The organism is Pseudomonas sp. B37(2017) (assembly GCF_002112885.1).
Lineage (GTDB): Bacteria > Pseudomonadota > Gammaproteobacteria > Pseudomonadales > Pseudomonadaceae > Aquipseudomonas > Aquipseudomonas paraglycinae.
This window is the reverse complement of record NZ_NEIX01000001.1, coordinates 1047288-1064730: the sequence shown is the minus strand read 5'-3', so window position 1 is coordinate 1064730 and position 17443 is coordinate 1047288. Positions and strand designations below refer to the sequence as shown.

The window sequence follows — 17443 nt, the reverse complement described above, 5'->3', positions numbered from 1 at the left end:
GCTCAGCGTGCCGCTACAGGTTGTGATTCAGTGGGTTGCCAGCCACCACCAAGTGACTTGAATACCGCCACCGCCGCACGGGCCGATTCCGTCCGCGCCTGCGCTCTGGCGTCGGAGGCCTGCAACAGTGTTTCGTCGGCGTGCAGGACATCAATCAGGCTCGCGGTGCCTTTTTCATAGGCGGTGAACGAGGACTGGCGAGCTTGAGTCAGCGCGGCTTCGCCGCCGGTAAGGGTGGTGGTCTGGGCTTGCCGATTCACCAGTGAGGACACCGCGTTCTCTACATCTTCGGTGGCACGCAGTACCGACTGGCGATAGGCCGCCAATGCTTCTGATTCCTGACCTTTGGCCTGATCGATCCGGGCGTTGATGCGTGCGAAGTCGAAAAGCCGCCAGCGCAAACCCAAGACACCGGCAGACTGGCTTGCGCCACCAGTGAAAAGATTGCCGCCGGAGACGGCTGTCGCGCTGCCCAGCAAGGCGCTGAGAGAAAATTTCGGGTAGTACTCGGCAATCGCTTCGCCGATACGCGCGTTAGAGGCCGCAAGGCGGCGTTCGGCCACGATCAGGTCCGGTCTGCGCCGCAGCAGATCTGCCGGTGTGCCCAGCGCAGTCAGCGACGGCACATCGGGAATTTCGTTCTCACGTGCCAGTTGCGTGCGGTGAGTGCCGGGAGGCGTGCCGAGCAGTACGTCCATCGCATTCATTGCTGCTTCCAGACCGCTTTGCAGTACCGGAACGGTCGCCTCGACTTGCGACAACTCACCCTCGGCCTGGCGCACCTGATACTCCGCGGCCAGACCCTTGCCGTAAAGCAACCGGACCTTTTCCAGCAACGCGCGCCGAGTATCGACTTGCCGGTTGGCGATGTCCAGCCGCGCCTGTAATCCGCGCAGGGTGATGTAGATATCGGCCGTTTGCGCAGCGATCGCCAACCTCGTCGCCGTGAAACCGGCTGCTGAGGCCTGATACTCAGCCAGTGCCGCCTCACGCCCGCGGCGCAGTCCGCCAAAGACATCGACTTCCCAGCCCGCCTCGAGATTGGCCTCGTAGGCATTGCCGTAACGGTCATAGCCGGGTGTTGAATTCAACACCTGGCCCAGTGGCGTCTCGACGGACTGATAAGCGCGTGCCGCCTGTGCGCTGATGTTCGCCGAGGGCAGCAGTGCTGCATTTGCGGCGCCCAGGCCGGCCTTGGCCTGGGTGACGCGCGCTGATGCCTGTGCAAGGTCCAGATTCTGCTGCAAGGCCTGGTCGATGAGGTTGCTCAGTAGCGGATCGTTAAAGCTTTCCCACCAGGCGGCAAGGCTGTCCGGTGTCGATCCGGATCGCGGTTCGACAGCAGACCGCGCCAGGTAATGATCTGAAAGCGGGGCGTCTGGACGATGGTAATCCGGACCCACCGCACAACCTGCCATGAGGCTGGCGCTAACCAAAAGAGCAATCGGGCGCAGGGGAGGCATCGGCGTTCCTTAACGAGATTTTTGTGACCATATTAAGCAATGGTCACAGCGTGTCAATTAAGGCTTGAAAAGGCAATCACGGCATAAATGATAAAACTGGAGCGTCGAATACCTCATTTAATGTGACTGTTGACGATATTGGTCACAAAGATGAGAATATGATGATCATCCTATTTCAGTAAGTGAACCTATGCGCCGGCTTCGAATTTCCCCCATTGCCGCATGCCTGTTGCCACTCGCCCTGGCGGCGTGCGGTGATTCCTCATCCGTTGCAGACCCGCGCACACAGGCGCCTCTGGTCAGGTTCACCGCCGTTCAGGCTGCGGCTGACGGTTCTCGCACCTTCACGGGAGTGGTGACGGCGCGCATTCAGGGCGATCTGGGGTTTCGCGTTTCGGGCAAGGTGCTCGAGCGTCTGGTTGACACGGGGCAGAGCGTCAAACGCGGTCAGCCGCTGATGCGGCTCGACCCCATCGACCTGGGGTTGCAGGCACGCGCGCAGCAGGAGTCGGTCACCGCCGCCCGGGCCCGGGCCAGGCAGACAGCCGATGACGAAGCCCGCTATCGCACTCTGGTCAGCGCCGGCGCCATTTCCGCATCGGCCTACGATCAGATCAAAGCCGCCGCAGATACCGCCAAGGCGCAACTCAGCGCTGCTGAAGCGCAAGCGGACGTAGCCCGCAACGCTTCCGGTTATGCGGTGCTGGTCGCCGATGCCGACGGCGTTGTGGTGGAAACACTCGCCGAACCCGGACAAGTCGTCAGCCCTGGACAACCGGTGGTTCGACTGGCGCGGGCAGGGCAGCGCGAGGCCATCGTGCACTTGCCCGAGACGTTGCGCCCCGCAGCAGGATCCACCGCGCAAGCCACGCTCTATGGCGACGCCTCGGGTGCTGTTACCGCGAAACTGAGGTTGCTTTCCGATTCGGCAGATCGCACGACGCGTACGTTCGAGGCGCGCTACGTACTGGAAGGCGCGCTGGCCAATGCGCCGATAGGTTCGACAGTCACCCTCAGAATCGCCGAGGGTTCGACACCTGCCGCATCGTTGCAAGTGCCTGTTGCCGCGCTTTACGACGCGGGTCAAGGTCCTGGCGTGTGGGTCATCGACGGCACACCGCCAACCGTGACCTGGCGAGCGGTTCGGGTGCTGGGGTTGAGCGACGATTCGGCCCGAGTCGCTGGCGATCTCCGGGTTGGCGAACAGATTGTGGCGCTGGGCGCTCACCTGTTGCGCGAAGGTGAAGCAGTAAGAATGCCCGTGCCTGATGCGGCGACCGTTGCCGGGAGTCGTCCATGAGCGAGGGCCTATTCAACCTCTCTGCCATCGCCGTTCGCGAGCGTTCGATCACGGTCTTTCTGATTTTCCTGATCGCCGTTGCCGGCACCCTGGCGTTCTTCCAGCTGGGGCGTGCCGAAGATCCTCCGTTTACGGTCAAGCAGTTGACCGTCATCACGGCGTGGCCGGGGGCGACCGCACAGGAGATGCAGGATCAGGTCGCGGAGCCACTGGAAAAGCGCCTGCAAGAACTCAAATGGTACGACCGCTCGGAAACCTATACGCGGCCAGGGCTCGCTTTCACGATGGTCTCGTTGCTCGATAGCACGCCGCCCTCGCAAGTGCAGGAAGAGTTCTATCAGGCGCGTAAAAAACTCGACGATGAAGCGATCAAGTTGCCGGCGGGCGTCATCGGGCCGATGATCAACGACGAGTATTCGGACGTGACCTTTGCGCTGTTCGCCCTGAAAGCCAAGGGCGAGCCGCAGCGTCTGCTGGTCCGCGATGCGGAGTCCATGCGCCAGCGCCTGTTGCATGTGCCGGGGGTGAAGAAGGTCAACATCATCGGCGAACAAGCCGAACGAATATTTGTTTCCTTTTCGCATGACCGGTTGGCGACCCTGGGCTTGTCACCGCAGGACATCTTCGCCGCGCTGAACAGTCAGAACGCACTGACCCCGGCCGGATCAATCGACACCAGCGGGCCACAGGTTTTTCTGCGCCTCGATGGTGCGTTCGACAAGCTGCAAAAAATCCGCGACACCCCTGTGATCGTGCAGGGGCGGACACTCAAGTTGTCTGATGTGGCGACGGTCGAACGAGGTTACGAAGACCCGGCCACCTTTCTGGTGCGCAATAACGGCGAAGAGGCGCTGTTGCTCGGAGTGGTGATGCGTGAGGGCTGGAACGGCCTTGATCTGGGCAAGGCGCTGGATGCCGAGACCGTCAGGATCAATGAGGAAATGCCCTTGGGCATGAGCCTCTCCAAGGTCACCGACCAGGCGGTGAATATCGACTCCGCCGTTGGCGAGTTCATGGTCAAGTTCTTCGTCGCGCTGCTGGTGGTCATGCTCGTCTGCTTTCTAAGCATGGGCTGGCGTGTCGGCGTGGTGGTCGCCGCTGCGGTGCCGTTGACCCTGGCGATCGTGTTTGTGGTGATGGCGGCCACCGGCAAAAACTTTGACCGTATCACCCTGGGGTCGTTGATTCTGGCGCTCGGGCTGCTGGTCGATGACGCGATCATCGCCATTGAAATGATGGTGGTGAAAATGGAGGAGGGCTACGATCGCATCAAGGCCTCTGCCTATGCCTGGAGCCACACGGCGGCGCCGATGCTGTCCGGAACCCTGGTGACGGCGATCGGTTTTTTGCCGAACGGTTTTGCTCAGTCCACGGCCGGCGAATACACCAGCAACATGTTCTGGATCGTTGGCATAGCTCTCATCGCTTCCTGGGTCGTGGCAGTGGCGTTCACCCCTTATCTGGGCGTGAAACTGTTGCCGGATATCAAGGCGGTGGACGGTGGACATGCGGCGATCTACAACACGCCGCGATACAACCGCTTCCGCCGGATTCTGACTCGGGTCATTGCGCGCAAATGGCTGGTCGCGGGCATGGTTATTGTCCTGTTCTTCGTGGCAGCGGCGGGCATGGGCCTGGTGAAAAAACAGTTCTTCCCGACCTCTGACCGTCCCGAAGTCATGATCGAGGTGCAAATGCCCTACGGCACTTCCATCGAGCAGACCAGCGCCACGGCCGCCAAAGTAGAAGCCTGGCTGCGCCAGCAAGACGAGGCAAAAATCGTCACGGCCTATATCGGCCAAGGGGCGCCGCGTTTCTTTCTGGCGATGGCGCCGGAACTGCCCGATCCGTCGTTCGCCAAGATCGTTGTACTGACCGACAGTCAGGAAGCACGGGAAACCCTCAAGTTGCGTTTTCGTGACGCGGTCGCTCAAGGGCTCGCCCCGGAGGCGCGTCTAAGGGCAACTCAAATCGTGTTTGGTCCTTACTCGCCGTTTCCGGTGGCCTACCGGGTGATGGGGCCTGATCCGGCCAAGTTGCGGGTGATCGCCGAGCAGGTGCGGGGCGTGATGCAGGACAGCCCGATGATGAGAACCGTGAACACTGATTGGGGTCCGCTGTCTCCGTCGTTGCATTTCAATTTGGATCAGGATCGTCTGCAGGCAGTGGGGCTGACATCGACTGCGGTTGCACAGCAGTTGCAGTTCCTGCTCAGCGGAGTACCGATCACGGCGGTGCGTGAGGACATTCGTTCTGTGCAGGTCATGGGGCGGGCAGCGGGCGATATCCGGCTCGATCCGCAGCAAATCGAAGGCTTCACCTTGGTCGGTGCGGCGGGGCAGCGTGTCCCGTTGTCGCAGATAGGCGAGGTCGATGTGCGCATGGAGGATCCGATCCTGCGCCGGCGTGATCGCACCCCGACCATCACCGTGCGCGGCGACATTGCCGAAGACTTGCAGCCACCGGACGTTTCCAGTGCGCTGCTGAAGCAACTGCAGCCGATCATCGAGAAACTGCCTTCCGGTTACCGGATCGAGCAGGCGGGTGCGATTGAAGAGTCCGGCAAGGCCGGCAAGGCGATCCTGCCGTTGTTGCCGATCATGATCGCCATGACCCTGGTCATCATCATTGTGCAGGTCCGTTCGATCTCGGCGATGATCATGGTGTTCCTGACCTCGCCGTTGGGCTTGATTGGCGTGGTGCCGACACTGCTCATTTTCAATCAGCCGTTTGGCATCAATGCGTTGGTCGGGTTGATTGCACTGTCGGGGATCCTGATGCGCAATACGCTGATTTTGATCGGTCAGATCCATCACAACGTGCAAGAAGGGCTGGATCCGTTTCACGCTGTCGTCGAAGCCACGGTGCAACGTGCGCGACCGGTACTGTTGACAGCCCTGGCGGCGATCCTGGCGTTCATTCCCCTGACACACTCGGTGTTCTGGGGGACGTTGGCCTATACCCTGATTGGCGGTACGCTCGTCGGCACCGTCATGACGCTGGTGTTCCTGCCCGCGATGTACTCGATCTGGTTCAAGATCGGTCCCGACGCCAGGGCGCGGGCTGCAATAGTCAAACCGATGTAGCGATAAATGCAGGAAATCGAGGCCCGTTCTGGCGGGCCTCTTTGTCCGCGCACGTGAACAGCCTGGCGCTATTGGCTCGTCATTTCCAAACCCCGGAAACGTCCGCGTGAGCCCTTGGTGCCATAGCTTATGAAATCGTGTACCAGTGGAAATGGATGTACTCGTCTTCATACTCCGCGAACAGTGAAACGATGAAATCCGTCTTCATTGAGTACATCAACAACGCTCCGACAAAACCTGTCGGCTCATGCAGCGGTTGCTTGAGCGGAGCAATCAAATCAATCGTCCGATCCACAATCATCTGATTGAAAACAGCTTCCGGGATTTTCTCAAACTTGGCGTCGGATACGTGTTGCGGGAAACGGCTGTCACTTTCAGGTCGCCAATCCAGGTACTCCGCCTGGAGCCAGAATTTCAGTCCGTCTTCACCATGCCGTTTGGGTGCGCGAGTTATTCTGATGGTCTCCTGCGACTCAGAATATCGAAAGGCGTCGTTTGGATAGGTGACGTAGTAGAGACCGCGATATTCACTTCGTGTAGCACTACAAATCTGCTGGTCACTCGATAGTTGATCGAAATCGCTTCTGTCGAACATGTAAATACCTGCGGTTTACTTCGTGCAATTGGGCTGGAGCGCGCGATGTTAGCAAAATAGTCTTGCCGATTTTTCCAGGAGGCGTCTTCACCCCGTTTTGGCCAGACTCAAAGCAAGTCTTCAGGCTGCATCGTCAGAATGATTTTCCCGACGTTCTCGGAAGACTCCATTCGGCGGTGAGCATCGGCAGCCCGTGATAACGCAAACGTGCTATCGACGACAGGCTCAAGGCTTCCGGCCCCTTCAAAGCGATCAAGCCAGTGCTCGCGGAAGCGCTTGATCATGTCGTGCTTCTCCGGCTGCGTACGCGACTTCATCACCGTACCGATGATTTGCAAATGGCGGTAAAGAATGTCCTCCAGCGCTACGGTCACGTTGCCGCCTGCGCCGAGGATGCCCACCTGAACCAGGCGACCGCCCTTTGCAAGGGATGCGATGTTGCGTGCGAAATAGGGCGCCCCGATAAAGTCGATGATGACATCGACGCCGCGACCCTGGGTTTTGGCGGCGATTACGTCAGCGAAATCCTGCGTCTTGTAGTCGATCGCCACGTCAGCGCCCAAATGCTCGACACGCGCCAACTTGCTGCCTTCGGTCGTCGCATACACCGTGGCACCCGTGGCATAAGCCAGCTGCACCGCGGCAGACCCGACGCCGCCGGCGGCCGCATGAATCAACACTGAATCGCCGGCCTTGAGCCGAGCCAGATGCATCATCGCTTCATGGGCCGTGACGAAGACCTCTGGAATAGCCGCCGCGTGTACATAGTCAAGCTGCGCCGGGATGTGCATGGCCATGCGGTAATCGATGCGTGCCAGTTCGGCGTAGGCACCGCCTCCGACCACGCCCATGATTCGATCACCTGCTTCGAACCCCGTCACCGCGCTACCTTTCCCGATCACTTCGCCGGCGATTTCCAGGCCGATGATCAGCGAGTCGCCGAAATTCGGATGGCCGTACCCACCGGTTCGATGCGTCAGATCCGCACGGTTCACCCCGGCGGCATAGACACGTACCAGCAGGTCGTCAGGCCGCACTTCAGGATTGGCGACTTCCACGAGTTCAAGGACGTCTGGCGCACCGAATTGTCTGATGTTGATGGCTTTCATTCAGTTGTTCTCCGTTTCGCTGAACGTGGCGTTGGCAATAGCAGAAGCAGTGATGGCGCCAGGGAAGCCCACATAGAAAGCCAGGTGCGTGATCGCTGCCGCCAGTTCGCCTTGGGTTACACCGTTGCCAGCCGCGCGGCGTAAGTGGGCAGGCAACTCTTCCGAGTGACCAGCGGCAATCAATGCCGCCACGGTGATCAGGTTACGGTCGCGCGGGGACAGCGCGGGATCGCTCCAGATGTGCGGATAAAGCGTCGAGTCGACGAATTGCGCCAGCTTCGGAGTGAACGCGCGCGCTGCTTCGCGAGGACTGTTGAAATTGATCCTGGACATGGGCGAGCTCCTTAAACCTGGCTGATGAATTTGTGGGTGAGATAGTGCTCGATACCTTCAATGCCACCTTCGGAGCCGTGACCGCTTTCTTTCATCCCGCCGAAGGGGAGCTCGGTAGCGACGATGCGGTATTGGTTGATCCCGATCATCCCGGCCTCCAATCCGTCCGCGACGTCAATGGCCGTGCGAGCGCTGGTGGTGAACGCATAGGCAGAGAGGCCGTAGGGCAGGCGGTTGGCTTCTTTCAAACCATCTGCCAGTTCATCGAACGGCATCAGCACGGCGATAGGGCCGAAAGGCTCTTCGTGCATCACGCGGGCATCCATCGGCACATCCGCCAGAACCGTGGGTTGGAAGAAGTAGCCTTCGCCTGACAAGGCTTCACCACCGACCAATACCCGCGCACCTTTTTCGACGGCATCGGCCACCAGTTCTTCCATCTTTGCCAATTGCCTCGGGTTGGCCAACGGTCCGACCTGGGTGTCAGGATGCAAGCCGTCGCCGATCCGCAGGGCCTGGGTCGCAGCGACAAAGTGATCAACGAAGGCTTGATAGGCACCACGCTGGATCAGAAACCGAGTGGATGAAATGCACACTTGCCCGGTCCCGCGAAACCGATTGGCGACACCTTCGATGGCGGCTTTTTCAATGTCGGCATCTTCGAATACCAGAACCGGTCCGTGCCCACCCAGTTCGAGGGTGATGGGCTTCACGCCTTCAGCCGCTCGTGCAGAGAGCAGGCGCCCGATGGGCACCGAACCGGTGAACGTCACTTTGCGAATGATCGGCGAGGCGATCAGATGGCTGGACACTTGATCCGGTACGCCAAAGACCACTTGCAGCACACCCTTGGGCAATCCTGCATCGTCGAGTGCACGCGCCAGGGCCAGCGCTGTGGAGGGGCTTTCTTCACCTGGCTTGAGAATGACGCTGCAACCCGCAGCCAGCGCTGCCGCGAGTTTGCGTGCCGGGGTGATGGCCGGGAAATTCCAGGGCGTGAATGCGGCCACCGGGCCGATGGCCTGGCGTTTGACCAGTTGCAGCACGCCTGGTCGATTGGCCGGGACCACACGGCCATCGATTCGCCGGGCACTTTCGGCGAACCATTCGAAATACTCCGCCGCGCGGGTCACTTCATCCAGGCTTTCACCCAGCGGTTTGCCTTCCTCCAGGGTCATCTGCGCAGCAATCTGCGGTGCACGTTCGAGGATCAGGTCGGCGGCACGTTTTAGAATTTTTGCGCGTTTGTCGGGTACGGTCTGGCGCCACTGCTCAAAGCTCAGTCGAGTCACTGCCAGGGCGTGATCAAGATCGTCTGCGGTGGAGAGTGGGACGCGTCCGATTTCCCGGCCGGTTGCCGGGTTAACGACGGCGACAGTCTCGCGCCCTTCGGCGTTGAGCCATTCACCACCGATGAAAAGATAAAGCGGATCGTAGGAAGTCTTCATGATGTGGCCTTCAGTTGGTTGTGAGATTCGTATGAAGCTCGGTGCCTGATGGGCTGTACTGCAAAGCCTGATCAGGAAGCTTGTGCAACCAAGTCTATGGAAGGAGGGCCCGTTGATTTAGTCGGGCCGGAGGGAATCATTGTTGTCTGCAGAGGTAATATCGGGCTGCGGGCCGACCGTGTAGCATCCTGAACAAAAGCGGTTATCACGGGTGTGCGCCAGATCCACAGGAAGGTCGCGATGGATAAGCTTTCGAACATGTCGGTGTACATAAAGGTTGTCGAGATGGGCAGTTTCACGGCCGTGGCCAATCATCTGGACTCCACGGTCGGTAACGTATCGCGTGCTGTATCTGCGCTTGAAAACGTGCTCGACGCACGACTGTTGCAGCGCTCGACGCGGCGCCTGTCGGTCACCGATGCGGGGCGACGGTTCTATGAGCGCTGCACGAAAATTCTGGCTGATCTGGAAAGTGCCGAAGCCGAAGCCAGCAATGCGGCGCTGGAGCCTCGGGGAACACTGCGGGTGCATTGCGTTCCGGGGTTGGCTCGGCATCTGGTCACGCGGGCCGTGCTGGAGTACCGCCAGCAATTCCCGGAGGTGTCCGTGGATTTACTGCTTTCGCAACGAATGCCAAACCTGCTGGAAGACCAACTGGATGTCTCGATTCTGATCGCCCGAGCGCTACCCGATTCCGCGTACGTCAGCCAAAAGATCGGTGTCAGCCACTGTGTTCTGGTGGCGTCGCCAGACTACCTTGCCCGGCATGCGCCTCTTGAGACGCCTGAAGATCTGCGTGATCACCAGTGTTTGCTGCTGGGTACGGTGGACTATGCGCGGGATGAGTGGCAGCTCAAAAGCAAGGCGGGAGACGCGACATTTATCCCGACAGGGCCGAGTTTCAGCGTCAACGATATGGATGCGATGGCGCTTGCCATTCGAGAGGGTGCCGGGATTGGCTTGCTGGCCGGGTTCACGGCCATCGACGACCTGCGCTCCGGCAAGCTGGTGCGGGTTTTGCCTGACTACCATACCTACGAGCGTAACGTGTATGCCGTCTATACCTCGCGACAGTTCGTCGATGCAAAAATCACGCGTTTCATCGAAACGTTGAAAGATCAGGTTGGCAGTCAGCTGGCAGCCACGGCCAAAGCACTTATCGGTTGAAACACTGCGGGGCAGAAAGGTATTTGCGCCTCGATGAAGCAACTTCCCGAGGCGCAATGATCGGCGAACAGGTTACTTAGCCCTGGCTGCAGCGGCCCATGACGTTATAGGCCAGTACGTGTTGTTTGCCTTGCGAATCCTGGTAGGTCATGTGTGTCGGTACGACTGCACAAATATCCGGCACCGGGTCTTCAGAGATGACCTTGGCGACATCAAGGTGGGTGCCGTAGCCATATTGCTCGACCTGTTGATTCTTGGCAGTACCGTCCTGTGCCGCTACCACAGAGCTGAAGCCCAAGAGTGCGACGATGATCATTGCAGTTTTCATGATGAGATTTCCTGAAGTAAGTTTGATCTTGCTGGCAGGACGAACTTTAGGCTTGAGGGTTTTGTGGAAACAGGAGTGAATCAGGGAAAGACTTTTCTACATTCCGAACACAATCGTCAGGTTTCGGACGTCAGAACGCTTGATTTTGGGACTGTCGGCTTTTGACTGAAAACTGCATGTTGAAGACAGCTGCCTCCCTCAGTTGCGAGGTGGAGACAACTAATTTTTTTTGGGGGGGGGCGCCGCCTTGTCGGAAGAGCAGGGGGTGCGGAAGTGACCGAAAAGATGCGCAAACCATCCTGAGGGAGAGGAGTAAAATTCCTGGAAGCCAGAAACGACAAAGCCCTGAATAATCAGGGCTTTGTCGTACATAAGATGGCGGAGGCGATGGGATTCGAACTCATGGACCTGTTACAGTCGACGGTTTTCAAGACCGTTGCCTTAAACCACTCGGCCACACCTCCGTTGCGTTGCGGGCGCCATAATACCTGAATGAAACACACTGTCAAACTCTGTGCATGGCTTGTTACAGAGCGTCTGTTATGATCTTTGCGACTGAACGTTTCAAACCAACAGGAGTGTCGCCATGCGCGAACAGGATTACGCAGTTCACAACAGCGTGCAGGCTGAGCAGCTAGAGGTTAGCCGCGTCCTGCGCAATACTTACGGTCTACTGGCGCTCACCCTCGCATTCAGCGGTGTGATGGCGTTCGTGGCCCAGCAGATGCGGGTCGGCTACCCGAATATTTTCGTGGTGCTGATCGGTTTCTACGGGCTGTTCTTCCTCACCAACAAGCTTCGTGATTCCGCCTGGGGCCTGGTGTCGGCGTTTGCCCTGACCGGTTTCATGGGTTTCCTGCTCGGCCCGATCCTCAACCGTTACCTGGGCATGCAGGGCGGCGCTGAAGTGGTCAGCTCCGCGTTCGCGATGACCGCACTGGTGTTCGGTGGTCTGTCGGCTTATGTGCTGATCACCCGCAAGGACATGAGCTTCCTCGGTGGTTTCATCACCGCCGGTTTCTTCGTCCTGCTGGGCGCGACGCTGGCGAGCATGTTCTTCCAGATCAGCGGCCTGCAACTGGCGATCAGCGCAGGTTTCGTGCTGTTCTCGTCGGTCTGCATCCTGTTCCAGACCAGCGCCATCATCCACGGCGGCGAGCGCAACTACATCATGGCGACCATCAGCCTGTATGTATCGATCTACAACCTGTTCGTCAGCCTGTTGCAGATCTTCGGCATCATGAGCCGCGACGACTGATCGCTGCACTGCAATAAACAGAAAACCCGCGAAAGCGGGTTTTTTGTTGCCTGCGAAAAAGCGAGCAGGCGATCAATTGATCACGATGCTGCCATCGGCCTGTTGCTTGTAGATCGTGTAAGGCAACAGCAACGTATCGAGCACTCCCGACACGGCCGCATCGACCAGCAAACCCGGCGTCGCGTTCTTGTAGTTAAACGCATCGACGTCATCCGGCTTTTCGGCGTGCAGCAAGCAGAAGTCGTACGTCACGCCGCTGTAGATGCGTGGTACGGCGCCGCAGTAGGATTTGTTCGCTTTCAACTGGTCGGTGGAGTGCTTGTCACTGAACGCAACGGTCTGCACCGTCCCGCACCCAGCCAGCATCAACGCCGTCAGCATCATTGCCTGAATTTTCATACCGCCAATCCTTCGCCGGAAAAAACTCAATTTACGCCGCTCAGGCCATCGGCGGCAATCGACGTTTCACCGGGGTCTTCTTGACGATTGCAGTATTGGTTTCCGCCAGCGTATTCAGCCGATCAAGCAGGGTATCCAGCTGTTCCATCGAGCGCACATGCAGGCGGGCGATAAAGCAGTCCTCGCCGGTGACCTTGTCGCACTCGGTGAACTCCGGAATCGACATAATCTGCCGCTCGACTTCCTGCAACTGCCCCGGCAATGGCCGCACCCGGACAATCGCCTGCAACTGATAACCGAAGCATTTGGGATCGATCTCCACGGTGTAGCCCTTGAGCACACCGCGTTCTTCCAGCCGGCGCAAACGCTCGGCCACGCTCGGCGAGGACAACCCGCTGATCTGCGCCAGCGCCTTGAGCGAGCGCCGCGAATCCTCCATCAAGGCCCCGATCAGGATCTGGTCGATATCGTCGGTCATACAAATAACTCCCGCATTAGGCGAATGACGCAAACCACCCCTGATAAAAAGGCAGAAATCGAGTTTAGCCTGCTTTTTGCGCTGGAGAAGCCCCGGTCGCGCTTGGCATACTTTTGCCACACATTAAGGAGATTGATGATGGACAAAACAATCCGTCGCGGCTCATTCGAAATGACCGCCGCCATGTTGATATCCGGGACCATCGGCTGGTTTGTGCTGGTGTCCGGGCAACCGGTGCTGGACGTGGTGTTCTGGCGCTGCGTGTTCGGCGCCGGGACCTTGCTGCTGATCTGCGCTGCGTTCGGTTTCCTGCGGCCGGGCATCCTGACCCGCACCACGTTTCTGCTGGCGGTGCTCAGCGGGATGGCAATCGTCGGCAACTGGGTGCTGCTGTTCGCCTCCTATTCACGGGCCTCGATTGCCATCGGCACGGCGGTGTACAACGTGCAGCCGTTCATGCTGGTGGGTTTGGCGGCGCTGTTTCTCGGCGAGAAGATCACCCTGCAGAAGCTGTTCTGGCTGGCGATTTCTTTCATGGGAATGCTGGCCATCGTCAGTGCCCACGGCGGGCAGGGCGAGGGCGGCAATGATTACCTGACGGGGATCGCGCTGGCGCTGGGGGCGGCGTTTCTTTACGCCATCGCCGCGTTGATCATCAAGCGCCTGACCGGCACGCCGCCGCATCTGATTGCGCTGATCCAGGTCTGCACCGGGGTGTTGCTGCTCGCGCCGTTCGCCCATTTTTCAGCGATGCCCGAGGCACCGAGTGCCTGGGCCAGTCTGGTGACGCTGGGCATCGTCCACACCGGTCTGATGTACGTGCTGCTCTACGGCGCGATCCAGAAATTGCCGACCGCATTGACCGGCGCTCTCTCGTTCATCTACCCGATTGCGGCGATTTTCGTCGACTGGTTTGCCTTCGGCCACCAACTGCAAACCCTGCAATGGATCGGCGTGGCGGCGATTCTGCTGGCCGCTGCGGGTATGCAACAGGGTTGGGGCTTCAAGGCGCGGCGCCTGGCCGCGCAGTAAACCTCAGATGTTCCAGCGCGGCGCAGTCTTCGCAAGGCGCTGGCGCATCTCGCCGACGTTGGCCGCCAGTTGCCGGGTCAGCAGACGGTAGCCATCCAACGTGCTGTAGACCGGCGTGTCGAGGCTGGCGTCCGGCAATTCCACCGGACGCCCCAATCGACCGGACGCCCCGGTTTTCAACGCCCGGGCCATGCCGATCAATTGCACGCGAATATGCCGGTGCTCAGCCTTGAGCGCCGCTTGCAGGTGCGCCATGGCGTCGGGGTCGTTGGCGTACGGGCGGATATTGCCGAGAATTTCCAGGGTGCTGATGCACATGCGCAGGTTGCGCTGGATGGCGTCCAGTTCGGTCATCGAGACTTTGACTTCCTTGGACACCGACGGCATCAGCGAACGCAGTTGCACCATCGCCGCGTTCAGCCGGTTCATCAATTTCAAGTGTTCGTCGGCGGTTACAGGCTGGCCGCCGATGATCCGCCCGTACACCGTGGCGCAATCGCGCAGCGCGTCGGCCAGGTTGTATCGCCACGAGTACACCGCGTACAGCGGCAAGGCGAAGGAAAAGGCCAGGGCCAGGGCGATACCGATCAGGATATCGACCCCGCGCCACAGCCCGTCGGTGATCGGGTTGTCGCCATGCCCGGCGACGATGAACACGGTGATGGCCGAGAGCAGGGCGGTGTAGCCGCCCTTGCCGATGGCGTGATACGAGAAGAATCCGCACACCACCGCCATTGCAAAATAGGTCAGCCACGGCAGGCCCAGCCATGCCTGTTGCGCCACTATCAGCAAACCGACGCCGGCGCCGATCAAGGTGCCGGTAGCGCGTTCGGCGGCTTTCTTGCCGATGTTGCCGTGATGCTGCAAGCCGCCGATCACCACCAGCATAGTCACCGACGCCCATTCGCCGTGGGGCAGATTGATGCCGGTGGTCAGCAGGATCGTCGCCAGCAACCCCAGCGCCACCCGAACCGCGTGAATCGTTCGTGCATGGCGATAACGTCGATACGGGTCGAGCAACGGCCGCAGGATCCGCCGCAACAGCGGCGGCCAGCGGTGGGGGCTGAAAGTGCTCAGCGCTGATTCCTCCTCAGAAGATGTAGTCGGTGGCGATGAAATTCGAATCGCGCCCGCGAATGATTTCGCTGATCAGATCCTTGTTGGGTTCCTGGAACTTGGTCGCTACCAGCGTACGGATCGAAAACACCCGCAGCGCATCGTGTACCGACAGCGTGCCCTCGGCGGAGTTCTTGCGACCGTTGAACGGGTAAGTGTCCGGGCCGCGCTGGCACTGGGCGTTGAGGTTGATCCGCCCGACCTGGTTGGCGAAGGTGTCGACCAGTCGGCCGACCGCCACCGGGTTGGTGCCGAAGATGCTCAGTTGCTGGCCGAAATCCGACTCCAGCACGTAGTCGATCACGGTATCGAGATGACGGTACGGCACGATCGGCACCACCGGGCCGAACTGCTCTTCCTGATACACGCGCATCTGCGGCGTCACCGGGTACAGCACCGCCGGATAGAAGAACGAGGCCCGCGCTTCGCCGCCATTCGGGTTGACCACCTGGGCGCCTTTGCTCTGCGCGTCAGCCACCAGCCCGTGCAGGTAATCGACCTTGCCAGACTCCGGCAGCGGCGTCAGCGAAACCCCGCTGTCCCACGGCATGCCCGGTTTGAGGCTGGCCAGCTTGGCGTTGAATTTCTCGATGAAGCTGTCCACCACATCTTCATGCACGAACAGGATTTTCAACGCGGTGCAGCGCTGGCCGTTGAACGACAGCGAACCGGTAACTGCTTCGTTGACCGCATTGTCCAGGTCGACTTCCGGCAGAACGATGCCCGGGTTCTTCGCATCCAGCCCCAGCGCGGCGCGCAAACGGTGCGGTTTCGGGTGCAGTTTCTTCAGGTCGCTGGCGGCCTTGTTGGTGCCGATGAAGGCGAAGATGTCGATCTTGCCGCTGGCCATCAGCGCACTGACGGTCTCGCGGCCGCTGCCGTAGATCACGTTGATCACGCCGGTCGGGAAACTGTCGCGGAAGGCTTCAAGCAACGGGCGGATCAGCAGCACGCCGAGCTTGGCCGGCTTGAATACCACGGTGTTGCCCATGATCAGCGCCGGAATCAACGTGGTGAACGTCTCGTTCAACGGATAGTTGTAAGGCCCCATGCACAGCGCCACGCCGAGCGGGACGCGGCGGATCTGGCCGAGTGTGTCCTGTTCCAGCTCGAAACGGCTGGAGCGGCGGTCGAGTTCTTTCAGCGCATTGATGGTGTCGACGATGTAGTCGCAGGTGCGGTCGAACTCTTTTTCCGAGTCCTTGAGGTTCTTGCCGATTTCCCACATCAGCAGTTTCACCACGGCGTCGCGCTGTTGACGCATGCGCCCGAGGAAGGCTTCGACGTGCTGGATGCGCTCGGCCACGCGCATGGTCGGCCACAGGCCCTGGCCCCGGTCGTAGGCGCGCACGGCGGCGTCGAGGGCGGTGAGGGCGGTGTCGGCGTCCAGCAGCGGCGTGCTGCCGAGGATCACTTGTTCGTCGCCGTTGTCGCCGTGCAGATAGACCGGGCTGCGCAAGGTGGCGAGCGGGCCGTCCCAGCGGCGCAACTCGCCATCGACCAGGTATTCGCGTTGCTCGACCTGACCGTCGAGGCGGTATTTTTCCGGGATGTCGCTGACAGAAGGGAACAGGTTGCCAAGGATGTTTGCTGTGGTCATGTCGCTACCCCGTGTTGATGTCCGCATGCAGATCAAAAAGTCTCAACAGGTTATACGCCTGAATGCGCGGAAATTTAAACCCGCAAATGTCACGCGAATGTCACGCGAAACCGCACAGCAGAGCGGGCATCCACACATGATCGTTCCCACGCTCTGCGTGGGAATGCCTCAAGGGACGCTCCGCGTTCCAAGCGGACGCAGAGCGTCCAGGGCTGCATTCCCACGCGGAGCGTGGGAACGATCGTCTTCAGATAATGGGCTGGCCCCGTTTGCCCCCCTCAATGTCCCGCAATGCCCTCAACCCGCCGACCCGCCTGCCTTAAGGTGTGACCACAACAATAAGCGAGGCCGTTATGCGGGCAATCCGACTCACATTATTACTGGCGTTGGCCATGACGCTGCCTGGCTGCGGCGAAGACCCCAAACCCCCGGCCAGCACCAACAACTCCATTCCCAAAGACCCGGCGCTGGCGCAGATCTACGCCAACAGCTGCCAGCTCTGCCACGCCAACCCCGCCGCGAATGCGCCGCTGACCGGTGACCGCAAGGCCTGGGAGCCGCGCATCCAGCAGGGCGCCGACACGCTGCTCGACCACGCCATCAATGGCTACAACGGCATGCCGCCGATGGGCCAGTGCGTCGAGTGCTCGGAAGAACAATTCCTTCAGTTGATCGGCTTCATGGCCGACCAGCCGCTCCCACAGTAAGGATCCTGGCATGCCGATAGATCT

The 17443-nt window shown here is 59.9% G+C and carries 16 protein-coding genes and 1 tRNA gene; 6 read left to right on the top strand and 11 right to left on the bottom strand.

Annotated features, from left to right (window positions below; translation table 11 throughout):
• Positions 1 to 2 precede the first annotated feature (2 nt).
• Positions 3 to 1463 (bottom strand): efflux transporter outer membrane subunit, encoded by a 1461-nt coding sequence (locus CAF90_RS04760; protein WP_085604226.1) that lies wholly within the window; start codon positions 1461 to 1463, stop codon positions 3 to 5.
• Between the two features lie 190 nt (positions 1464 to 1653).
• Here CAF90_RS04760 and CAF90_RS04755 point away from each other — a divergent pair, with 190 nt between their 5' ends.
• Together CAF90_RS04755 and CAF90_RS04750 are read left to right on the top strand one after the other, a co-directional pair.
• Positions 1654 to 2763 (top strand): efflux RND transporter periplasmic adaptor subunit, encoded by a 1110-nt coding sequence (locus CAF90_RS04755; RefSeq protein ID WP_085604223.1) that lies wholly within the window; start codon positions 1654 to 1656, stop codon positions 2761 to 2763.
• Positions 2760 to 5849, top strand: coding sequence for an efflux RND transporter permease subunit (locus CAF90_RS04750; protein ID WP_085604218.1), 3090 nt, complete (start codon positions 2760 to 2762; stop codon positions 5847 to 5849). The genes CAF90_RS04755 and CAF90_RS04750 overlap by 4 nt, the downstream gene beginning before the upstream one ends.
• A 127-nt stretch (positions 5850 to 5976) precedes the next feature.
• Here the strand turns inward: CAF90_RS04750 and CAF90_RS04745 are convergent, their stop codons facing one another.
• The 4 genes from CAF90_RS04745 to CAF90_RS04730 all read right to left on the bottom strand — a co-directional run bounded on the left by CAF90_RS04745 (position 5977) and on the right by CAF90_RS04730 (position 9334).
• Positions 5977 to 6444, bottom strand: coding sequence for a hypothetical protein (locus CAF90_RS04745; RefSeq protein ID WP_085604215.1), 468 nt, complete (start codon positions 6442 to 6444; stop codon positions 5977 to 5979).
• Positions 6445 to 6551: 107 nt separating this feature from the next.
• On the bottom strand, positions 6552 to 7553 hold the full coding sequence (locus CAF90_RS04740; RefSeq protein ID WP_085604213.1) for an NAD(P)H-quinone oxidoreductase: 1002 nt from the start codon (positions 7551 to 7553) through the stop codon (positions 6552 to 6554).
• The gene (locus CAF90_RS04735; RefSeq protein WP_085604210.1) at positions 7554 to 7886 is read right to left on the bottom strand and encodes a carboxymuconolactone decarboxylase family protein; all 333 of its coding nucleotides are present in this window, start codon (positions 7884 to 7886) and stop codon (positions 7554 to 7556) included.
• A gap of 11 nt (positions 7887 to 7897) precedes the next feature.
• Entirely contained in the window at positions 7898 to 9334 is a 1437-nt protein-coding gene (locus tag CAF90_RS04730; RefSeq protein WP_007955129.1) for an NAD-dependent succinate-semialdehyde dehydrogenase, read from the bottom strand.
• 240 nt (positions 9335 to 9574) lie between these two features.
• On the opposite strand from CAF90_RS04730, the gene CAF90_RS04725 reads away from it, so the two are divergent.
• Complete coding sequence (locus tag CAF90_RS04725; RefSeq protein WP_007955127.1) at positions 9575 to 10501, top strand: LysR family transcriptional regulator; 927 nt, start codon at positions 9575 to 9577, stop codon at positions 10499 to 10501.
• A gap of 76 nt (positions 10502 to 10577) precedes the next feature.
• On the opposite strand, the gene CAF90_RS04720 is transcribed toward CAF90_RS04725, so the two are convergent.
• Together CAF90_RS04720 and CAF90_RS04715 are read right to left on the bottom strand one after the other, a co-directional pair.
• Positions 10578 to 10829 carry a DUF2790 domain-containing protein gene (locus CAF90_RS04720; protein WP_007955124.1) on the bottom strand — a complete coding sequence of 84 codons (252 nt, stop codon included), beginning with the start codon at positions 10827 to 10829 and terminating at the stop codon, positions 10578 to 10580.
• A 376-nt stretch (positions 10830 to 11205) separates the two neighbouring features.
• Positions 11206 to 11293, bottom strand: a tRNA-Ser gene (locus CAF90_RS04715).
• A 122-nt stretch (positions 11294 to 11415) separates the two neighbouring features.
• Here CAF90_RS04715 and CAF90_RS04710 point away from each other — a divergent pair.
• On the top strand, positions 11416 to 12087 hold the full coding sequence (locus CAF90_RS04710) for a Bax inhibitor-1/YccA family protein (RefSeq protein WP_007955123.1): 672 nt from the start codon (positions 11416 to 11418) through the stop codon (positions 12085 to 12087).
• A 72-nt stretch (positions 12088 to 12159) separates the two neighbouring features.
• On the opposite strand, the gene CAF90_RS04705 is transcribed toward CAF90_RS04710, so the two are convergent.
• Entirely contained in the window at positions 12160 to 12486 is a 327-nt protein-coding gene (locus CAF90_RS04705; RefSeq protein WP_085604207.1) for a YceK/YidQ family lipoprotein, read from the bottom strand.
• A 40-nt stretch (positions 12487 to 12526) separates the two neighbouring features.
• Positions 12527 to 12964, bottom strand: a complete 438-nt coding sequence (locus CAF90_RS04700) for an Lrp/AsnC family transcriptional regulator (RefSeq protein ID WP_007955121.1) — start codon at positions 12962 to 12964, stop codon at positions 12527 to 12529.
• Positions 12965 to 13102: 138 nt separating this feature from the next.
• On the opposite strand from CAF90_RS04700, the gene CAF90_RS04695 reads away from it, so the two are divergent.
• On the top strand, positions 13103 to 13996 hold the full coding sequence (locus CAF90_RS04695) for a DMT family transporter (protein ID WP_085604204.1): 894 nt from the start codon (positions 13103 to 13105) through the stop codon (positions 13994 to 13996).
• Between the two features lie 3 nt (positions 13997 to 13999).
• Here CAF90_RS04695 and CAF90_RS04690 read toward each other — a convergent pair whose 3' ends face one another.
• The gene (locus CAF90_RS04690) at positions 14000 to 15037 is read right to left on the bottom strand and encodes an FUSC family protein (protein WP_170929351.1); all 1038 of its coding nucleotides are present in this window, start codon (positions 15035 to 15037) and stop codon (positions 14000 to 14002) included.
• Positions 15038 to 15086: 49 nt separating this feature from the next.
• Positions 15087 to 16712, bottom strand: a complete 1626-nt coding sequence (locus tag CAF90_RS04685) for an NADP-dependent glyceraldehyde-3-phosphate dehydrogenase (RefSeq protein ID WP_085604198.1) — start codon at positions 16710 to 16712, stop codon at positions 15087 to 15089.
• 353 nt (positions 16713 to 17065) lie between these two features.
• On the opposite strand from CAF90_RS04685, the gene CAF90_RS04680 reads away from it, so the two are divergent.
• Positions 17066 to 17419, top strand: a complete 354-nt coding sequence (locus CAF90_RS04680; protein ID WP_085604195.1) for a cytochrome c5 family protein — start codon at positions 17066 to 17068, stop codon at positions 17417 to 17419.
• The last annotated feature ends 24 nt before the right edge of the window (positions 17420 to 17443 follow it).

Bases quoted from the DNA above. Each gene is read 5' to 3' on its own strand.
- CAF90_RS04760 (WP_085604226.1), bottom strand. From the start codon at position 1,463: ATGCCTCCCCTGCGCCCGATTGCTCTTTTGGTTAGCGCCAGCCTCATG.
- CAF90_RS04755 (WP_085604223.1), top strand. From the start codon at position 1,654: ATGCGCCGGCTTCGAATTTCCCCCATTGCCGCATGCCTGTTGCCACTC.
- CAF90_RS04750 (WP_085604218.1), top strand. From the start codon at position 2,760: ATGAGCGAGGGCCTATTCAACCTCTCTGCCATCGCCGTTCGCGAGCGT.
- CAF90_RS04745 (WP_085604215.1), bottom strand. From the start codon at position 6,444: ATGTTCGACAGAAGCGATTTCGATCAACTATCGAGTGACCAGCAGATT.
- CAF90_RS04740 (WP_085604213.1), bottom strand. From the start codon at position 7,553: ATGAAAGCCATCAACATCAGACAATTCGGTGCGCCAGACGTCCTTGAA.
- CAF90_RS04735 (WP_085604210.1), bottom strand. From the start codon at position 7,886: ATGTCCAGGATCAATTTCAACAGTCCTCGCGAAGCAGCGCGCGCGTTC.
- CAF90_RS04730 (WP_007955129.1), bottom strand. From the start codon at position 9,334: ATGAAGACTTCCTACGATCCGCTTTATCTTTTCATCGGTGGTGAATGG.
- CAF90_RS04725 (WP_007955127.1), top strand. From the start codon at position 9,575: ATGGATAAGCTTTCGAACATGTCGGTGTACATAAAGGTTGTCGAGATG.
- CAF90_RS04720 (WP_007955124.1), bottom strand. From the start codon at position 10,829: ATGAAAACTGCAATGATCATCGTCGCACTCTTGGGCTTCAGCTCTGTG.
- CAF90_RS04710 (WP_007955123.1), top strand. From the start codon at position 11,416: ATGCGCGAACAGGATTACGCAGTTCACAACAGCGTGCAGGCTGAGCAG.
- CAF90_RS04705 (WP_085604207.1), bottom strand. From the start codon at position 12,486: ATGAAAATTCAGGCAATGATGCTGACGGCGTTGATGCTGGCTGGGTGC.
- CAF90_RS04700 (WP_007955121.1), bottom strand. From the start codon at position 12,964: ATGACCGACGATATCGACCAGATCCTGATCGGGGCCTTGATGGAGGAT.
- CAF90_RS04695 (WP_085604204.1), top strand. From the start codon at position 13,103: ATGGACAAAACAATCCGTCGCGGCTCATTCGAAATGACCGCCGCCATG.
- CAF90_RS04685 (WP_085604198.1), bottom strand. From the start codon at position 16,712: ATGACCACAGCAAACATCCTTGGCAACCTGTTCCCTTCTGTCAGCGAC.
- CAF90_RS04680 (WP_085604195.1), top strand. From the start codon at position 17,066: ATGCGGGCAATCCGACTCACATTATTACTGGCGTTGGCCATGACGCTG.